Origin of the sequence: Nonomuraea aurantiaca (assembly GCF_020215705.1) — a bacterium.
GTDB classification, from domain to species: Bacteria; Actinomycetota; Actinomycetes; order Streptosporangiales; family Streptosporangiaceae; genus Nonomuraea; species Nonomuraea aurantiaca.
On sequence record NZ_JAIWNB010000004.1, the window covers coordinates 202059 to 219872 of the forward strand.

General features: G+C 71.4%; 17 protein-coding genes. 11 read left to right on the top strand and 6 right to left on the bottom strand.

Annotated features, from left to right (window positions below; translation table 11 throughout):
• Position 1: 1 nt before the first annotated feature.
• Genes LDL49_RS12785 through LDL49_RS12810 form a run of 6 tightly spaced genes read left to right on the top strand, consistent with a single transcriptional unit; the run spans position 2 to position 5371 of the window.
• Entirely contained in the window at positions 2-937 is a 936-nt protein-coding gene (locus LDL49_RS12785; RefSeq protein WP_225291216.1) for a DUF58 domain-containing protein, read from the top strand.
• A 54-nt stretch (positions 938-991) separates the two neighbouring features.
• Entirely contained in the window at positions 992-1939 is a 948-nt protein-coding gene (locus LDL49_RS12790) for a VWA domain-containing protein (protein WP_225291217.1), read from the top strand.
• Between the two features lie 11 nt (positions 1940-1950).
• Complete coding sequence (locus LDL49_RS12795; protein WP_225291218.1) at positions 1951-2541, top strand: class I SAM-dependent methyltransferase; 591 nt, start codon at positions 1951-1953, stop codon at positions 2539-2541.
• The gene (locus tag LDL49_RS12800; RefSeq protein WP_225291219.1) at positions 2538-3077 is read left to right on the top strand and encodes a TrmH family RNA methyltransferase; all 540 of its coding nucleotides are present in this window, start codon (positions 2538-2540) and stop codon (positions 3075-3077) included. The genes LDL49_RS12795 and LDL49_RS12800 overlap by 4 nt, the downstream gene beginning before the upstream one ends.
• 36 nt (positions 3078-3113) lie before the next feature.
• Positions 3114-3914: a glycerophosphodiester phosphodiesterase family protein gene (locus LDL49_RS12805; protein WP_225291220.1), complete on the top strand. Its 801-nt coding sequence runs from the start codon at positions 3114-3116 to the stop codon at positions 3912-3914.
• Between the two features lie 14 nt (positions 3915-3928).
• Positions 3929-5371, top strand: coding sequence for an MFS transporter (locus tag LDL49_RS12810; RefSeq protein ID WP_225291221.1), 1443 nt, complete (start codon positions 3929-3931; stop codon positions 5369-5371).
• A gap of 15 nt (positions 5372-5386) precedes the next feature.
• Here LDL49_RS12810 and LDL49_RS12815 read toward each other — a convergent pair whose 3' ends face one another.
• The gene (locus LDL49_RS12815) at positions 5387-5887 is read right to left on the bottom strand and encodes a winged helix-turn-helix transcriptional regulator (protein ID WP_225291222.1); all 501 of its coding nucleotides are present in this window, start codon (positions 5885-5887) and stop codon (positions 5387-5389) included.
• 33 nt (positions 5888-5920) lie between these two features.
• Between LDL49_RS12815 and LDL49_RS12820 the strand changes: the two genes are divergently transcribed.
• On the top strand, positions 5921-6433 hold the full coding sequence (locus LDL49_RS12820; RefSeq protein ID WP_225291223.1) for a nuclear transport factor 2 family protein: 513 nt from the start codon (positions 5921-5923) through the stop codon (positions 6431-6433).
• Between the two features lie 66 nt (positions 6434-6499).
• On the top strand, positions 6500-7138 hold the full coding sequence (locus LDL49_RS12825; RefSeq protein ID WP_225291224.1) for a hypothetical protein: 639 nt from the start codon (positions 6500-6502) through the stop codon (positions 7136-7138).
• Between the two features lie 6 nt (positions 7139-7144).
• Here LDL49_RS12825 and LDL49_RS12830 read toward each other — a convergent pair whose 3' ends face one another.
• Positions 7145-8371: an ROK family transcriptional regulator gene (locus LDL49_RS12830; RefSeq protein WP_225291225.1), complete on the bottom strand. Its 1227-nt coding sequence runs from the start codon at positions 8369-8371 to the stop codon at positions 7145-7147.
• Between the two features lie 83 nt (positions 8372-8454).
• On the opposite strand from LDL49_RS12830, the gene xylB reads away from it, so the two are divergent.
• From xylB to LDL49_RS12845, 3 genes are all read left to right on the top strand, one after another.
• Complete coding sequence (xylB, locus tag LDL49_RS12835; RefSeq protein WP_225291226.1) at positions 8455-9861, top strand: xylulokinase; 1407 nt, start codon at positions 8455-8457, stop codon at positions 9859-9861.
• Positions 9858-11015, top strand: a complete 1158-nt coding sequence (xylA, locus tag LDL49_RS12840; protein WP_225291227.1) for a xylose isomerase — start codon at positions 9858-9860, stop codon at positions 11013-11015. The genes xylB and xylA overlap by 4 nt, the downstream gene beginning before the upstream one ends.
• Positions 11016-11331: 316 nt before the next feature.
• Entirely contained in the window at positions 11332-11676 is a 345-nt protein-coding gene (locus tag LDL49_RS12845) for an RNA polymerase-binding protein RbpA (protein WP_103962598.1), read from the top strand.
• A gap of 155 nt (positions 11677-11831) precedes the next feature.
• On the opposite strand, the gene LDL49_RS12850 is transcribed toward LDL49_RS12845, so the two are convergent.
• The 4 genes from LDL49_RS12850 to LDL49_RS12865 form a co-directional block, all read right to left on the bottom strand.
• A complete protein-coding gene (locus LDL49_RS12850) occupies positions 11832-12341 on the bottom strand; it encodes an FxsA family protein (RefSeq protein ID WP_225291228.1) in 510 nt (169 codons plus the stop codon).
• 134 nt (positions 12342-12475) lie between these two features.
• Positions 12476-13219, bottom strand: coding sequence for a polyprenol monophosphomannose synthase (locus LDL49_RS12855; protein ID WP_225291229.1), 744 nt, complete (start codon positions 13217-13219; stop codon positions 12476-12478).
• 6 nt (positions 13220-13225) lie between these two features.
• Positions 13226-14752, bottom strand: a complete 1527-nt coding sequence (gene lnt / locus LDL49_RS12860) for an apolipoprotein N-acyltransferase (RefSeq protein ID WP_225291230.1) — start codon at positions 14750-14752, stop codon at positions 13226-13228.
• 724 nt (positions 14753-15476) lie between these two features.
• A complete protein-coding gene (locus tag LDL49_RS12865) occupies positions 15477-17801 on the bottom strand; it encodes a HelD family protein (RefSeq protein WP_504854011.1) in 2325 nt (774 codons plus the stop codon).
• Positions 17802-17814: the final 13 nt, after the last annotated feature.

Below are 17814 nucleotides of genomic sequence, written 5' to 3' on the forward strand. Positions count from 1 at the left end.
GATGAGGACGGCCGAGCAGGCGCTGCGGCGGCTGGAGCTGACGGTGACCCGACGGCTCGACGGGCTGCTGCACGGCGCTCACCTGGGCCTGCTGCCGGGGACGGGCAGCGAGGCGGGCGACAGCCGGATCTACGTGCCCGGCGAGGACGACGTGCGGCGGATGGACTGGGCGGTCACCGCCCGCACGACCGTGCCGCACGTCCGCGACCTGATCGCGGACCGCGAGCTGGAGACCTGGGCGCTGGCCGATTTGTCGCCCAGCATGGACTTCGGCACCGCCGACAGCGACAAGCGCGATCTGGTGGTGGCCGCGGTGGGCGCGATCGGGTTCCTGTCCAGCCGGATGGGCGACCGGTTCGGGGCGCTGGTGCTGCACGACGAGTTCGTGCACCGGATGCCGGCGCGCACCGGGCGGCCCGCCCTGTACGGGCTGCTGCACTCGCTGATGGACGCGCCGCGCGGGCAGGCCGTGCCCGATGCGCCCGACCTGGCGGAGGGCATCGACGTGCTGGCCGCCACCCGCAGGCGGCGCGGCATGCGGCTGATCGTGTCGGACTTCCTCGACGCCCGGCCCGAGCTCGACCCGGGCGCCGAGCGGCCCTGGGAGCGGTCGATCAAGCGGCTGTCGGCCCGCCACCAGGTGCTGGCCGTGGAGATCATCGACCCGCGCGAGCTCGAACTCCCCGATGTGGGCCGGGTCGCGTTCGCCGACCCCGAGAGCGGGCACGTACGCGAAGTGCACCTTTCCCCTAAAGTACGCCGAGACTATGCCGAAGCGGCAGCACTGCAACGCGAAGGCACCAAGGCCGCGCTGCGCCGCGCCGGTGTGGCGCACCTGGTGCTGCGGACCGACAGGGACTGGGTGTTCGACGTCGCGCAGTTCGTCCTCCGCCAGCGGCGCATGACCCATCTCGCTCATCGGAGGGCACGTGCGTAGCCGGACCGCCATCGAACAGCGCGACAATGGGCCTATGCCGAGGAAGGAGGCAGGGTGACCTTTCTGTCGCCGGCGTGGTTGTGGCTGTTCGCGGTGGTGGCGCTGGTCGTGGTCGGATACGTCGTGGCGCAGTTCGCCAGGCGCCGCTACACCGTGCGCTTCACCAACCTCGCGCTGCTCGACCTGGTCGCGCCCGCGGGCCCCGGCTGGCGGCGGCACGTGGCGCCGCTGCTGTTCCTGGTCATGATGTCGCTGCTGGTCATCGGCGCGGCCAAGCCGGCCGACCAGGTGAAGGTGCCGCGCGACCGGGCCACCATCATGATCGCGCTGGACGTGTCGCTGTCCATGGACGCCGACGACGTCCAGCCCAACAGGATCAGCGCCGCCAAGGCCGCCGCCCAGGCGTTCGCCAGGGAGCTGCCCGACCGGTTCAACGTCGGCGTGGTCTCCTTCGCCCGCTCGGCCAACGTGGTCATCGCCCCCACCACCGACCACCAGGCCGTCGTGACCGCGATCGGCAACCTGACCACCCGGCCGGGCACCGCGATCGGCGAGGCGGTGTTCAACTCGCTCGACTCCGTACGCTCCTTCGACCAGCAGGCCGCCACCGACCCGCCGCCGGCCGCGATCGTGCTGCTGTCCGACGGCGACAACACCTCGGGCAGGGGCGTCAACGAGGCCATCGACGCCGCCCAGCAGGCCCGGGTGCCGGTCTCCACGATCGCGTACGGCACGCAGGAGGGCACCGTCTCCATCGACGGCCGGCCGGTGAACGTGCCGGTCAACAAGCAGACCCTGCAGTCGCTGTCCGACGGCACCAGCGGCCGGGCCTACGCCGCGGAGTCCGGCAGCGAGCTGCGTGACGTCTACGAGCAGATCGGCACCTCTCTCGGCTTCAAGCTGGTGGACCAGGAGGTCACCCAGTGGTTCATCGTGGCCGCCATCGTGGCCGGGCTGCTGGTGGCGGGCGCCGCGGTCCTGTTCGGTGCCCGCATCCCGTAACGTTTTGCCACGTGGCCCACTACTTCTCCGAGCAGCCGCGGACCGCGAGCCGGCCGGGCTCCGTCGACCTGGTGCTGCCCGACCTGCACCTGCGACTGGAGACCGACCGGGGGGTGTTCTCGCCCGAACGGGTCGATCTCGGCACCCGCGTGCTGCTGGAGAGCGTGCCGCCGCCGCCGCAGGAGGGCGACCTGCTCGACCTGGGCTGCGGCTACGGCCCGATCGCGCTGACCATGGCCTCGCGGGCGCCCGGCGCGAGCGTCTGGGCCGTCGACGTGAACCGGCGCAGCGTGGAGCTCACGGCGCGCAACGCCCAGGCCGCGCGCCTTGACAAAGTAAGGTCGCTGCATATCGACGAGGTACCCGATGACGTGAAATTTCGGGCTATCTGGTCTAATCCCGCTATCCGAATTGGCAAGCCCGCCCTGCACGAGATGCTCACCCGCTGGCTCACCCGGCTGACGCCCGACGGCGTCGCCTACCTGGTCGTACAGAAGCACCTCGGCTCCGACTCCCTGCAGCGCTGGCTCGGCGAGCAGGGCTGGCAGGCCGGCCGCGCGGCCTCCCGCGCCGCCTACCGAATCCTGAAGGTAACCCGATGAGAAGGCAGCTGCGCCCCACCGACGTCAAGCGGCTCAACCGCACCTGGCGCAGAAACACCTCGAACCGGCTGTCGCTGATCCTCGAGTCGGTCACCGGCCCGTTCAACGTCGGCTCGATCTTCCGCAGCGCCGCCGCGTTCGGCGTCGACCAGATCTGGCTCGCGGGCAACGCCACCCCGCCGACCAACCCGAAGGCGGGCAAGACGGCGCTCGGCACCGAGCGGCTGGTCACCTGGCACGAGCCGGTCCCCGCCGTCGACGCGGTGAAGGCCGCCCGGGAGGACGGCTACTCCGTGCTGGCCATCGAGCTGACCGCCGAGGCCGTGCCCCTGCACCGGGCCGACCTGGGCCGCGACGTGTGCCTGGTGGTCGGCAGCGAGGACCACGGCTGCTCCCCGGCCCTGCTCGACGCCGTCGACGGGGTCTGTTACATCCCGCAGGTCGGGCGGGTCGGCTCGTTCAACGTCTCGGTGGCGGCCGCCATCGCGCTGGCCGAGGCCCGGCGCCAGGAGTGGCAGAATCTCCCTGATTCGTAACCTTATTTTTCACCCACGGAAGGCATACTTCAGGACGTGCTCAGCCGCCGCTTCGCGTTTCTCGATCATCCGGGCCCGCTGGCCTTCGCGCATCGCGGGGGCGCCGCCGAGGGCGCCGAGAACTCCGTCGCCGCCTTCGAGCAGGCCGTCCGGCTGGGCTATCGCTATCTGGAGACCGACGCGCACGCCACGGCCGACGGCGTGCTGCTCGCCTTCCACGACCACACCCTCGACCGGGTCACCGACCGGCGCGGCCGCATCTCGGAGCTGCCCTACAGCACGGTCAGGCAGGCGCGCATCGGAGGTGTGCACGAGATCCCGCTGCTGGAGGATCTGCTCGGCAGCTGGCCGGAGATCCGCTTCAACATCGACGTGAAGGAGGCCGCCGCGATCGCGCCGCTCGCCGAGGCGGTCCGGCGCACCGTGGCCTACGAGCGGATCTGCCTGACCTCCTTCTCCGACGAGCGCCTGGTGCTGGCCAGGGCCGCGCTCGGCCGGGAGGTCTGCTCGGCGCTCGGCCCGCGCGGCGTCGCCGCGCTGCGCGCCGCCGCCTCCACCTCCGGCTACGGCCGGCTGCTGACCCGGCTCAAGCGCGCGGGCGTGCCCTGCGCGCAGGTGCCGGTGGGCTTCCGCGGCCTGCGTGTCACCACCGGCCGCCTCATCCGTACGGCGCACGCCATCGGCATGCAGGTGCACGTATGGACGATCAACGACCCCGCCCGCATGGAGCACCTCCTCGACCTCGGCGTCGACGGTGTCATGACCGACAACGTCACCGGCCTGCGTGACGTGCTGGAGCGTCGCGGCCTGTGGCATCCGGGCCGCATGGCCGCATAGGAGCGACACGACACATGCCCGTACCCGCACCCCCCGCGGCCCCCGACGACACCGCCGACTCCCCGTCGGCACGCAGGCGCGAACAGCGCGGCTGGTACGTCTACGACTGGGCCAACTCCGCCTTCTACACCACGATCATCTCGGTCTTCCTCAGCCCGTACCTCATCTCGGTCGCCAGGACCGCGGCCTGCGCCAAGGACTTCCCCTCGGTCGCGGCCGCCACCTGCTCGACCGACTTCGACAAGCTGGCCGAGGCCAACCCGGGCCTGGGCTACGTGGACGTGCTGGGCGCCGACATCAGACCGGCCGCGTTCTTCGGGCTGACGCTGACCGTGGCGGTGCTGCTGCAGATCCTCTGCCTGCCGGTCGTGGGCGCGCTGGCCGACCACACCGGGCGCAAGAAGGAGATGCTCGGCGGCTTCGCCTACGTGGGCGCGCTGGCCACCGTGGGCCTGTACTTCCTCGAGGGCGACCGCTACATGCTGGGCGGGGTGCTGTTCATCCTGGCCAACCTGGCCTACGGCTCGTCCGTGGTGGTCTACGACTCGTTCCTGCCGCAGATCTCCACCGCCGAGGAACGCGATCGCGTCTCCTCCCGCGGCTGGGCGATCGGCTACCTGGGCGGCGGCGTGCTGCTCGCGCTCAACCTGGTGCTCTACCTCAAGCACGAGAGCTTCGGGCTGGACGAGGGCATGTCGGTGCGGATCAGCATGATGTCGGCGGGCCTGTGGTGGGCCGTCTTCACGATCGTGCCCCTGCTGAGGCTGCGCAACCGGCCGGTCGCGGCCCACGAGAGCACGGCGCTGCGCTCTGTCGGCGGCAGCTTCAAGCAGCTCGGCCGTACGCTGAGCGAGCTGCGCCGCTATCCGCTGACGCTGCTGTTCCTGGTGGCCTACCTCGTCTACAACGACGGCGTGCAGACCGTGATCGGCAACAGCTCGGCCTTCGCCTCCGAGGCGCTCAAGCTGAGCAAGGAGACGCAGATCAGCGCGATCCTCATGGTGCAGTTCGTGGCGTTCCTCGGCGCGCTGCTGATGGGCTGGCTGGCCCGCCGGTTCGGCACCAAGCACACGGTGCTGGGCAGCCTGGTGGTGTGGACGGTGATCGTGCTGGCCGCGTACTTCCTGCAGGAGAAGGCGGCGCTGCAGTTCTACCTGCTGGCCTTCGCCATCTCGATCGTGCTGGGCGGCACCCAGGCGCTGTCGCGCTCGCTGTTCTCGCTGGTGATCCCGAAGGGGCGGGAGGCCGAATACTTCAGCCTGCTGCAGATCAGCGACAAGGGGTCAGCGTTCATCGGCTCCCTGACGGTGACGATCGCGATCCAGCTCACCAACAGCTACCGGATCGCCATCATCTCGATGATCATTTTCTTCGTGATCGGCTTCGTCCTGCTGGCCATGGTCAACCTGCCGAAGGCCATCCGCGACGCGGGCAACGAGGTGCCGGCGCGGATCTGACCCCTTCGCAGGGTCTTACGAGGCCGCCTCCTCGCGTCTGCCGGGGGCGGAGAGGACCATCGTGCCGGGCCCCTGAGCGGCGCCGGGTCCGCGTACGGCCCGCACCGTGTCCGCGTCGGCCCGGCCCCCGCAGTGCGGGCACGTCACGACCGGCGTGAACTGCTCGCCGCAGGAGTGCACCAGCAGCGCGGGCGGCCCGCCGGGCGGGGTCGCCCAGCGGTCGCCCCAGGCCATCAGCGTGAACAGCGCGGGCACGATGTCGCGGCCCGCCTCGGTCAGCGTGTACGCGAACCGCACCGGCCGGGCCTGATAGGGCCGCCGCTCCACCACCCCCGACTTCACCAGGCGCTCCAGCCGCCGCGTCAGCAGGTTGCGCGAGATCCCCAGATCCTCCGCGAGGTCGTCGAACCGGCGCACCCCCAGGAACAGATCCCGCAGGATCAACGGCGTCCACGGCTCACCGACCACGCCGACGGCCTGGGCGATGGAGCAGTGCATCTCCCCGAACCTGTTCATGACCCCAGCATAGTGGGTTGATAAAGTGAACTCATGACAGTTCACATTCAGGACTCACCCGCCCGCGCCTACCGCGAAGCCGGCGAGGCCAAGAACGTCAACGCGATCATGTCCACCCTGGCGCCGGACGTGGTCTTCCACTCCCCCCTCAGCGCCACGGCCACCTTCCAGGGCCACGAGCAGGTACGCGACCTGTTCACCGCGGCGCTGGGCGCCCTGTCCGGCCTGCGCTACCACACGGACGTGGGCGACGAGCGCACCCGTATGCTCGCCGCCACCGCCCGCCTGGGCCGCCAGGAGATCGAGGAGTCGGCCCTGCTGCACCTCGACGACCGGGGCCTGATCAAGGAGATCACCATGTGGATCCGGCCACTGCCGGGCCTGACCGCCATGATGGCCGCCCTCGGCCCCGCCCTGGCCAGAGCGACGGGCAGGCCAGGCCTGCCGCTGCTGGTCGGCGCGGCCACGAAGCCGTTGGCCGCGATGACGCGCCTCGGCGACCGCACCCTGGTGCCCCTGCTCGCCAAGCGAGAGCACCGCTCTTGACATCAACGCTCCAAAGAGAGAGCATTGCTCACATAAGAGAGCAATGCCCTTCCCCTTGGAGTGACCATGAACGCCCGGCTGACCTCTGCGGCCTTCGCCGCCGGCGGTGTGCTGTTCCTCATCTACCCGGCCGTGCGGCCCTCCGGCGACGACGCGGCCGCCATGGCGTCGGGCGCGTGGGTGTCCGGCCACCTGGCGGCCATGATCGGCTTCATCCTCACCGGGCTGGCCGTCCTGGGGCTGCACCAGGTGCTGGGCGACCGGCTGTCGCTGCGGGCGGCGGCGGTGACATGGGTCGGCGCCGGCCTCACCCTGCCCTACTACGGCGCCGAGGACTTCGGGCTGAACGTCATCGCCCGCCGGTCGCTGCGCGACCACGCGCCGGCGCTGATGGAACTGGCCGAGGAGTTCCGGTACGGGCCGGTGGCGATGACCATGTTCGCCGCCGGGCTCGCGCTGCTGGGCGTGGGGGCGGTCATGGCGGCGGTGGCCGTGTGGCGGTCCGGCACCCTGGCCAGATGGAGCGGGGTGCCGTTCGCGGTGGGGTTCGCGCTGTTCATCCCGCAGTTCTTCGCGCCGTACTCGCTGCGGATCGCGCACGGCGCGCTGATCGCCGTCGGCGGCCTCTGGCCGGCCGTCGAGCTGTGGCGCGCACGCTCCACGGCACCGAGCTCACCCATCGGCGAAGAGCGCTATATCGGGTAAAAGGCGCTAGGAGGGCAGCAGCAGCGCCGGGTGGCCGATGACGCGTTCGATCACCACGCCGGCCGCGCCGAGCACCGCGGCGTTGCCCGCCAGCTCCGAGGCGACCACCGGCGGCACGGCGGTGCGCAGCGAGCCGCTCCCCTCCCCCAGCGCGGCCTCGACCGCCGGGCGGATCCAGGAGGCCAGTGGCGAGAAGATGCCGCCGAGGACGATCGCGCCGGGGTCGACCAGGTTGACGGCCGAGGCGAGGGTGGCGCCGAGTGCCCGGCCCGCCCCGTCGAGCGCGGCCAGCGCCCGCTGGTCCGAGTGTTCCAGCAGGTCGAGGAGCGCCCTGATCGGGCCGTCCGGCTTGGCCGCCGTGGTGGCGGTGACGGCGGGCAGCCCGGCGGCGCGCAGGATGGCGTCCTGGCCGGCGAACTGCTCCAGGCAGCCGCGCCCGCCGCAGGTGCACGGCGCGCCGCCCGGCTCCACGACGAGGTGGCCGAGCTCGCCGGCGAACCCGTGCGCGCCGCGCAGCACCTGACCGTCCATGACGATGCCGGCGCCGATCCCGATCTCGCCCGAGACGTGGATGAAGCCGCCGTGCCGCGCGCCGTCGCCGAACCACAGCTCCGCCAGCGCGGCCAGGTTGGCCTCGTTGTCGTGGGTGGCCGGGATCGGCAGGTCGGGCAGCGCGTCGCGGAGCAGGGTGCTGACCGGGACGTCGGTCCAGCCGAGGTTCGGGGCGCGGCGGACCAGGCCGTTCTCCCGGTCGAGCAGGCCGGGGACGGCGACCGTCGCGCCCGCCACCAGCAGGCCCTGCCCGGCGGCCGCGGCGACGGCCTCGGCGGCCAGCCGCCCCAGCGAGGAGATCACCGCCTCGGGCGGACGCCCCCGGTTGTCGAAGGTCACGAGCTGGTGGTAGCGGGTGCGCCGGCCCAGGTCCAGTACGCACGCGGCGAGGTAGTCGACGTTGATCTCCAGCCCGAGCGCGGCGGCGCCGTCGCCGTTGACCGAGACGGCGATCCCGGGCCGGCCGCGCTCGCCGCCCTGGACCAGCGCGCCGTCCTGGACCAGACCGGCGCTTTCGAGCACCGCGAGCAGGTTGGAGACGGTGGTCTTGGTGAACCCGGTCTGCTCGGCGAGCCGGGCACGGGTGACCGGCTGGCAGTGTACGACCTGCTCCAGCACCACGGCGAGATTGCGTTCGCGCATGGTGGCGTGCCGGAGCGGCCCTCCCCTGGGTTTTGTCACAATCTAAGACTAATGGGTCTTCCTGGCGATTCGCCGGTCTGTTAGGCTATTTAATCCATACAGTTTACTAATATGGAGTCCTGGTGACAGAGGCACTGGTGGCCGGGGTCGACTCCTCGACTCAGTCGACCAAGATCGTGCTGTGCCGGGCCGGCGACGGCACAGTGGTCGACGAGTTCGCGGCCCCGCATCCCGACGGCACGGAGTGCCATCCCCACCATTGGGAGAGCGCGCTCGACAAGGGACGGCACCTGCTGGAGCGGGCCGCCGCCGTCGCGGTGGCGGCCCAGCAGCACGGCATGGTCGCGCTCGACGGCTCCGGCGAGGTGGTCCGGCCCGCCCTGCTGTGGAACGACACCCGCTCGGCTCCCCAGGCCACCCGGCTGACCGCCGAGCTGGGCGGTCCGGCCCGGTGGGCCGAGCTGACCGGCAGCGTGCCCGTGGCCTCGTTCACGGTCACCAAGCTCCGCTGGCTGGCCGAGCACGAGCCGGAGCTGGCCGCCCGCACCGCGGCCGTGCTGCTCCCCCACGACTGGCTGACCTGGCGGCTGGGCGAGCGCCGCGCGCTCACCACCGACCGGGGCGACGCCTCGGGCACCGGATACTGGTCGCCGGCGACGGGAGAGTACCTGCCCGAGTTCGTGTCGGCCGCGATCGGGCACGAGGTCGAGCTGCCCCGCGTGGCCGGGCCGAACGAGATCGTCGGCCACCTGCCGGGCGGCGCCGCGATCGGGCCCGGCACCGGCGACAACATGGGCGCGGCGCTCGGGCTCGGGCTGCGGCCCGGCGACGTCGCGGTGTCCATCGGGACCTCGGGCACGGTGTTCGCGGTGAGCGAGGTGCCCGCCGCCGACGAGTCGGGGATGGTCGCCGGGTTCGCGGACGCGACCGGGCGGTTCATGCCGCTGCTGGCCACGCTCAACGCGGCCAGGATCCTCTCCTCGGCGGCCTCGATGATCGGCTGCTCGCTGGCGGAGCTGTCGGAGCTCGCCCTGGCCGCCCCGCCGGGCGCCGGCGGCCTCACGCTGCTGCCCTACCTCGACGGCGAGCGCACCCCGAATCGGCCGGACGCCTCGGGCACGCTCACCGGCCTGACCACGCGCAACGCCACGCGCGAGAACCTGGCGCGAGCGGCGGTCGAGGGGCTGCTGTCCTCCCTCGCCGACGCCATCGACCACCTGACCGCGCAGGGCGTACGACCGCGCCGCGTGCTGCTGATCGGCGGCGGCGCGAAGTCCGAGGCGGTGCGCCGCATCGCCCCCCAGATCTTCGGCAAGCCCGTCGCCGTCCCCGAGCCGGCCGAATACGTGGCGCTCGGCGCCGCCCGCCAGGCCGCCTGGGCGCTGGCCGGCACGCCCGAGCCGCCCGTCTGGACGGCCCAGCCGGTCCAGGAGTACGACGGGCCGCCCACTCCCCATGTCCGTGACCAGTACGCCGAGCTGCGCGACCGTACGGCCGGCTGGCAGCACCACCGAGAGGATCGATCATGAGCGTAGACCCCTACACGCCCACCCCCGAGGACCGTTTCTCCTTCGGCATCTGGACCGTCGGCTGGGCGGGAGTCGACGTGTTCGGACCGGCGACCAGGGCGCCCATGCCCGCCGACCGGGCCGTGCGCAAGCTCGCCGAGATCGGCGCGTACGGCGTGAACTTCCACGACAACGACGTGTTCGACTTCGACGGCCATGACCGGGACGAACGGGTCGGCGCGTTCCGCAAGGCGCTGGAGGAGACGGGCCTGGTGGTCACCACGGCGACCACCAACCTGTTCTCGCACCCGATCTTCAAGGACGGCGGCTTCACCTCCAACGACCGCGACGTGCGCCGCTTCGCGCTGCGCAAGGTGATGGACAACATCGACCTGGCCGCCGAGCTGGGCGCGCAGGTGTACGTGTGCTGGGGAGGCAGGGAAGGCGCGGAGAGCGGCGCGGCCAAGGACGTCCAGGCCGCGCTCGACCGCTACAAGGAAGCCTTCGACGTGCTCGGCTCGTACGTGCTGGAGCACAACTACGACCTCAAGTTCGCGATCGAGCCCAAGCCCAACGAGCCGCGGGGCGACATCCTGCTGCCCACCATCGGCCACGCGCTGGCGTTCATCAACGAGCTGGAGCACCCGGAACTGGTCGGGCTCAACCCCGAGGTGGGCCACGAGGAGATGGCCGGGCTCAACTACGCGCACGGCATCGCGCAGGCGCTGTGGCACGGCAAGCTGTTCCACATCGACCTGAACGGGCAGAACGGCCCGCGCTACGACCAGGACTTCCGCTTCGGCGCCGGTAACGCCCGGGGCGCCTTCTGGACCGTCGACGTCCTGGAGTCCAACGGCTTCTCCGGCCCCATCCACTTCGACTTCAAGCCGCCGCGCACCGAGGACGACGAGGGCGTGTGGGTCTCGGCGGCGGCGTGCATGCGCAACTACCTGATCCTGCGGGAGAAGGTGCGGGCCTTCCGCGCCGACCCCGAGGTGCGGGAGGCGCTGGCGGCGGCCCGGCTCGACGAGCTGGCCGTGCCGACGCTCGCCGACGGGGAGAGCTGGCGCGACGTGCGCTCCTTCACCCCCGACATCGACGCGCTGGCCGCCCGCGGCGCCGCGTTCGAGCACCTGGACCAGCTGGCCATCGAGCACTTGTACGGCGTGCGCTAGGCCCGCTCGCCTAGCTTGTCCCCCGCCGGCGGGCGCTTGTCCCCCGGCGGGGTCTGGTCACTTCTGCCCCTGGATTACAGGGAGCGAGCATAGGCCACCTTGCGGTCAGGCCGATTCGCCGACTGTCTCAGAAATGACCATGGCTCTCACGTGGCCCGGAGCGCCGAAACGCCGACGGAAGCCCGGTTGCGGGCAACTCCTCGGGGAGGAAGCGATTGGATCACCCCGCAGGGGGGAATCCCATCACGGTACCAAGCGTTACACACCGTGGGAGACAGACCCCTCACGATGGGGGCCCTGTAGGAGGCATTTAAACATGGGCGAGCGCGCGCTTCGTGGCACCCGGCTCGGGGCAACCAGCTACGAGAACGACCGTAACACGGATCTGGCCCCGCGCCAGGACGTGTCCTACACCTGTCCCAAGGGCCATCGCTTCGAGGTTCCGCTTGCCGCCGAGGCCGAGATTCCCGCGACCTGGGAGTGCCGCATGTGCGGCGCTACCGCGGTTCGGGTCGACGGCGAGCAGCCGGAGTCGAAGAAGACGAAGCCCCCGCGGACGCACTGGGACATGCTCCTGGAGCGACGGTCCATCGAGGACCTGGAAGAGGTGCTCAACGAGAGGCTGGCGGTCCTGCGGGCCCAGCGTCGAAAGAGCGCCTGACACCTTCTCACGGTGAAAGCCCCCGGACATCTTGTCCGGGGGCTTCGCATTGCTCGCGAGCGGTCGGCCGCGCCGTCAGGGCGGCTCGCGGTCAGGAGGGCTCACCGTCAGGAGGGTTCACCGTCAGGAGGGCTCACCGTCAGGAGGGCTCACCGTCAGGAGGGCTCGCGGTCTTCCTTGATCACTTCGCCGTGCACCACACCGGCGCCGCGGGCGTTGCCCCGCCCGGTGACGTGGCCGTCGACGGGCCCGCCGCCCGGCGTCGGGAAGAGGTGCGCGTACGGCGAGGCCGCCGCCATCCGCTTGACCCGGCGGTCGAAGAACCAGGACACCAGGCGCCGCATCGCCGGCCGCGCGACCGGCAGCACGCACAGGAACCCGAGGATGTCGCTCAGGAACCCCGGCGTCAGCAGCAGCGCGCCGCCCACCAGGATCAGGCCGCCGTCGGCGAGCTCCTTGTCGGGCATCCGGCCGGACTGCAGCGCGTCCTGCAGGGCCCGCCACGCCCTGCGCCCCTCACGCCGCACCAGCCACGCGCCCAGCAGGCTGTCGGCGATGAGCAGGGCCACGGTCGTCCAGCCGCCGATCACCGAGCCGACCTGGATCAGCAGCCAGATCTCCAGCACCGGGACGATCAGGAAGGCCAGGAAAAGCAGGAGCCGCATCGTCTTCCCCAATCCGCACCCGCGAGGTATCTACGCGACGTATCTGAAGGCGTACCTAAAGGACCGTGTACACAAGGAACAACGCCCGGCGCGCCCGAACCGTTCCGCCGCTACCTGAGGGTGGCCACAGGTTCTCAGCCGCGCTTGCCGCGCAGCCGGGCGGGCAGGCCGGACAGTCCCCAGACGGCGATGCGCCAGAACGACTCGGCCATGACGCGGCTGCTCATCTTGCTCGTGCCGACGGTCCGCTCCACGAACGTGATCGGCACCTCCACCACCCGCAGGCCGTGCCTGGTCGTGCGCAGGGTGAGGTCGACCTGGAAGCAGTAGCCCTGCGACTCGACGTCGGCCAGCCCGATCTTCTCCAGCGTCGCGGCGCGGTAGACGCGGAACCCGGCGGTCGCGTCGCGCACCGACATGCCGAGCATGAGCCGCGTGTAGATGTTGGCGCCCCTGGACAGGAGCTCGCGGGAGACGGGCCAGTTGACCACCTTGCCGCCGGGCACCCAGCGCGACCCGATCGACAGGTCGGCGCCGTCGGAGACCGCCTTCAGCAGCTTGTGCAGCTCTTCGGGCTGGTGCGAGCCGTCGGCGTCCATCTCCACCAGCACGTTGTAGCCCTCGTCGAGGCCCCAGCGGAAGGCGGCGATGTAGGCGGCGCCCAGCCCTTCCTTGCCCGCCCGGTGCAGGACGTGGATGTGGTCGTCCTTGCCGGCCAGCTCGTCGGCGATCTCACCGGTGCCGTCGGGGCTGTTGTCGTCGACCACCAGCACGTGGGCCTCAGGCAGGGCGGTCCGCGCCCGCTCGGTGATCAGCGGCAGGTTGTCGCGCTCGTTGTAGGTCGGTATGACGATGAGTATCCGGCCAAGAGTCTCCATGATCAGTCATTCCTCACCGGTCGCCTTGCGCCTGACACGCCACGCGGCGACCCCGGCGGCCGCCACTCCCATCAACGCCAGCGCCCACTCTGGCAACGCGCCGATCTGGGTCGCGACCGTCGCCTGGGTGCGCACGGGCACCTTCACCACGTTCATGTCCGCGACGAGCTCGCGGGTCTGCCAGGAGACCTTACCGTCAGGTGTCACGTACGCCGAGATGCCGGTGGTGGCCGCCGTCACGACCGCCCTGTTGTGCTCGACGGCCCGCAGCTTCGACATCGCGAGCTGCTGCGGCGGCAGGTTGGACTCGGCGTAGGTGGCGTTGTTGGTCTGCACCACCAGCGGCGTGGCCCCGGTCTTGACGGTCCCGCGCACGGTGCCGTCGTAGGCCACCTCGTAGCAGTTGACCGCGCCGATCGTCACCGGGCCCATCTTCAGGTCGCCCGGCTTGGTGCCCGGGACCGACTGCCGGCCCACCAGACCGGCCCGCTCCCACAGGGCCAGCACGAGCTCCTTGAAGGGTGTGTACTCGCCGAACGGCACCAGCTGCTGCTTGTCGTAGTAGGCGCCGGGACCGGTCACCGGGTCCCAGACCAGGCTTCTGGTCGCGCGGTTCTCCTCGCCGATGGCCACGACCGCGCCGACCAGCGTGGGCACCCCGACGTCCTTCACGGAGTCGTCGATGATCTGGCGGGCGGTCTCGTCCCGGTAGGGGTCGATGTCGGTGGAGTTCTCCGGGAGGACGACGATGTCGGGCTTGGCAAGTTTCCCGTCTCGTACGGCCTGCGCCAGCTTTTTGGTCTCGTTGGCATGATTTTTCAGGACAACGGCGGGTTCGTCGCCCATGACGTACATGCCGCGGCCCGGCACGTTGCCCTGCACGATGCCGACGTTGACCGTCCGTCCCTCGTCGCCCGGCCGCGGCACGGCCAGGGTCAGCAGGGGCACGGCCAGAGCGAGCGCCAGCGGGACGAGCCGCCCGGCGACACCCCGGCCGTCGGCGGGCCACCGCAGCAGCGTGTACGCGATCAGCGCCCCGCACAGCGCGACGGCGAAGGACACGAGCGGCGCCCCGCCCAGCGCGGCGTACTCGGTGAACAGCGACTCGCCCTGGCTGAACGCCAGCCGCGCCCAGGGGAAGCCGCCGATGGGGAACAGTCCGCGCGCCCACTCCATGGCCACCCAGAGCCCGCCGAACCACAGCGGCCACAGCCGCAGGCGGAACACCAGCGCGGCCAGGGCGGCCATCACGGCGTAGAACAGGCTCTCGACACCGACCAGCATCACCCAGACGTCGTCGCCGATCGTGCGTACCCAGGCCAGGGTCGGGAACAGGAACACGGCGGCGGCCAGGTAGCCGAGCCAGGCGGCGCGCCGGGGGCGCGTGCGGTAGAGGGCGGCGACGATCAGCGTGACGCCGAGCGGCGCGGCAAGCCACCAGTCGATGGGCGGAAAGGCGAGGCACAGCAGCCCCCCACCGGCCACGGCGGCGGCCACCCGGGCCATGAGCACCCGCCCAGGCTCCCGCCCCACGGAAGCGGACGTACCGGACGGAGGCGCGGGCGCATCCGCAGCGGAAACAGGAGCTTCCGCCGGAGGCGCGGGCGGAGCGGGCGGGCCGGATTCGGGCGTGGGCGAGTCAGGGGTGTGCGGAGTCCCGCCGCCAGTGGGCGGTGGGCCCGTCTTGTCCTGCACCACGCGGGATTCTCCTCGCCGTTCGCACGCCTGCTTGCGAAAACGCTACCGCCCCCGGACGGCGATTCGGCCCTCGCGGCACCCGGTGATCCGCAAATAGGGGTCCCAGGCGCTGGACGTCCCAGGATAGGGGTCGGCGCGGACGGGCGAGGAGCGGCAGGGTGATCCCGTGACCTGACGGGACCACCCGGCGCTGATGGCGATCCTGCGCACGAGAGGGAAGAGGGCCCGGAAACCCTTCGGACCGGACCCGTCTCGTCGGCGGCGAGCGCGGAATTCCGTTGTCTACTGGGCTCCCGGGCCCGTCCCGGGTCCAACCCCCCGCCCGGTTGGGGTGCCCCGACTCGACGGACCGACGGCCCTGCACCTGGCTGTGTGGACGGAGTCACGCTCCGTCACGGACGCAGGATCCGACGATGTCAGAGACGGCCAACCGGCCAAGTCCCGTGCTGGACTGCGCAGCAAACTACCGACTCCACCTCAGATGTCAACCGTGTCCCGATCAGCAGAAACATCAAGTTTCCGCAGGTAGGACATGCTTGCGTTGTCGCATTAAAGCGATCTAATGCCCATTTGTCGGCCCGGACGCGCGGCTTGGCAAGCCGCCCAGCGCCCCCGACAGGAGGGCTGACAGCGGCCGCTCGTGGACGACGCCGAGCCGCTGGGTGGCCCGGGTAAGAGCGACATATAGGTCACTCAGGCCGCGCGGCGACTGCGAGGCTATCAGGTCCGGCTCGGCCACGATGACCGAATCGAACTCCAGCCCCTTCGCATCGGTCACCCCGAGCACGGCCACGGGGGCGTCGAGCGCCACGGTGCCCCGGGTGGCGCGGGAGGAGACCACGGCGGCCCCCTCCACCGTGTCGGAGATCACCTTGCCGAGCTCGCCGAGCAGCGCGTCGGGGACGACCACGGCGACCTTGCCGCCCTCCCCGACCTCGGCCTTGACCAGTTCGGGCAGCTGGGACAGCGGCGCCAACCAGGGCTCGGCACCGGTGTCGCGGACCGAGGCGGGCGCCTCGAGCGCCGGGTCGATGGTGGCCAGCACGCGGGCGGCGACCGCCATGAGCTCCACCGGCGTGCGGTAGTTGACGGTGAGCCGCTCCTGGCGCCAGCGCCCCGCCACGTACGGGTCGAGCACCTGGTTCCACGAGCGGGCCCCGGCCATCGAGCCGGTCTGCGCGATGTCGCCGACGATCGTCATCGACCGGGTGGGCACCCGCCGCATGATCACCCGCCAGGCCATGGCCGACAGCTCCTGCGCCTCGTCCACGATCACGTGGCCGTAGGCCCAGGCGCGGTCGGCGGCGGCCCGCTCGGCGGTGGTGAGGTAGGGACCCTCGCCGCGCTGGCGTTCGGCCAGGCGCTCGGCCTCCATGACGTCGGACAGGCCCGTCAGTTCGAGCACCTCGCGGGCGTAGGCGAGCTCGGCCTCGCGCTCGTGCTCCGCCGCCTGCCGGGCCGCGGCGAGCTCCTCCTCGGCCTGCAGGGCGCTGGCGCGCAGCACCTGCTCGTCGATCTCGCCGAGCAGCTCGGCCGCCTCGTCGAGCAGCGGCACGTCGGACTCGGTCCACTCCCCTCCCTCCCGCCGCAGCAGCGCGCGCTCCTGCGGGGTCAGGGCCGCCGCGGCGTAGTCGAGCCGCTCTGGCGAGCCGTACAGGCCGAGGAGCAGGCGCTGCGGGGTCAGGTACGGCCACAGCCTGTTCAGGGCGGTCTTGACCGGTTGCTCGGTGCGCAGCTCCTCACGCAGGTCGGCCAGCTCGTCGTCGTCGATGAGACCCTTGCCGAGCTTCTTGGCCGCCTGCCTGGCCAGGGCGTTGAGCAGCGACCTGACGAACACCGCGCGCGCCTGGTTGTGGGCCCGGCGCGATCGGGTGGCCTTGTTCTTGGCCGATTCGAGCATGTTGCGGTCGATGGTGAGGGCGTAGCGGCCCAGGTTCAGCTCGACGGGCTTGCGGGGCACCCGCTGCCGGTCGCGTACGGCCCGCTCGATCACCTCCGCCATGCGGAGGTCGCCCTTGACCGCGGCCACCTCCGGCCGGTCCCTGGCGGTGGCCGTCAGACCGGGGTAGAGCTCGCCGACCGTCGACAGCAGCACGTCGGTCTCGCCCAGCGAGGGCAGCACCTGCTCGATGTAGCGCAGGAAGGTGAGGTTGGGGCCGAGGATCAGCACCCCGCGGCGTTCGAGGCGCTCCCTGTGGGTGTAGAGGAGGTACGCGGCGCGGTGCAGGGCCACGACGGTCTTACCGGTGCCAGGACCGCCCTGGACGACCAGCACGCCGTTGAGGTCGGCGCGGATGACGCGGTCCTGCTCGGCCTGGATGGTGGCGACGATGTCGCGCATCCGGCCGGTGCGCCGCTCGTCGAGGGCGGCCAGCAGCGCGGCCTCGCCGTTGAGCGTGGCGCGGTCCTCGTCGGTCAGCGTGTCGAAGTCGAGCAGGTCGTCGTCGACGCCGATGACCACGCGGCCCTTGGTCTGCAGGTGCCGCCTTCTGGTGAGGCCCATGGGCGCGGCCGGGGTGGCGCGGTAGAACGGCTGGGCCACGGGCGCGCGCCAGTCGATGAGCAGCCGCTCCTGCTCGTCGTCGGTGAGGCCGAGCTTGCCGATGTAGAGCCTGCCCTCGTCGACGTGATCGAGCCGGCCGAACACCAGCCCGCGCTCCACCGCCCAGAGCCGGGCCAGCCGGGCGGCGTACATGCCGGCGAACGTGTCGCGCTCCGACCTGTTCTGTTGGGTACCGACGGCGCCGGCGCCGAGCACCTCCTTCAGCTGGCTCTGGGTGCGTTCACGCAACGCGTCGAGGCGGGCATAGAGGCGGGCGACGTACTCCTGCTCCCTTGCGAGCTCTGTTTGACGAGTTGCCGCCTGACCATTATTGTTGTTAATGGGACACTCCGGG

Coding starts and splice junctions, on each gene's coding strand:
- LDL49_RS12845 (WP_103962598.1), top strand. CDS start 11,332: ATGGGCGAGCGCGCGCTTCGTGGCACCCGGCTCGGGGCAACCAGCTAC.
- LDL49_RS12785 (WP_225291216.1), top strand. CDS start 2: ATGAGGACGGCCGAGCAGGCGCTGCGGCGGCTGGAGCTGACGGTGACC.
- LDL49_RS12815 (WP_225291222.1), bottom strand. CDS start 5,887: ATGAACAGGTTCGGGGAGATGCACTGCTCCATCGCCCAGGCCGTCGGC.
- LDL49_RS12855 (WP_225291229.1), bottom strand. CDS start 13,219: ATGGAGACTCTTGGCCGGATACTCATCGTCATACCGACCTACAACGAG.
- LDL49_RS12850 (WP_225291228.1), bottom strand. CDS start 12,341: ATGCGGCTCCTGCTTTTCCTGGCCTTCCTGATCGTCCCGGTGCTGGAG.
- LDL49_RS12825 (WP_225291224.1), top strand. CDS start 6,500: ATGAACGCCCGGCTGACCTCTGCGGCCTTCGCCGCCGGCGGTGTGCTG.
- LDL49_RS12820 (WP_225291223.1), top strand. CDS start 5,921: ATGACAGTTCACATTCAGGACTCACCCGCCCGCGCCTACCGCGAAGCC.
- LDL49_RS12800 (WP_225291219.1), top strand. CDS start 2,538: ATGAGAAGGCAGCTGCGCCCCACCGACGTCAAGCGGCTCAACCGCACC.
- LDL49_RS12810 (WP_225291221.1), top strand. CDS start 3,929: ATGCCCGTACCCGCACCCCCCGCGGCCCCCGACGACACCGCCGACTCC.
- xylA (WP_225291227.1), top strand. CDS start 9,858: ATGAGCGTAGACCCCTACACGCCCACCCCCGAGGACCGTTTCTCCTTC.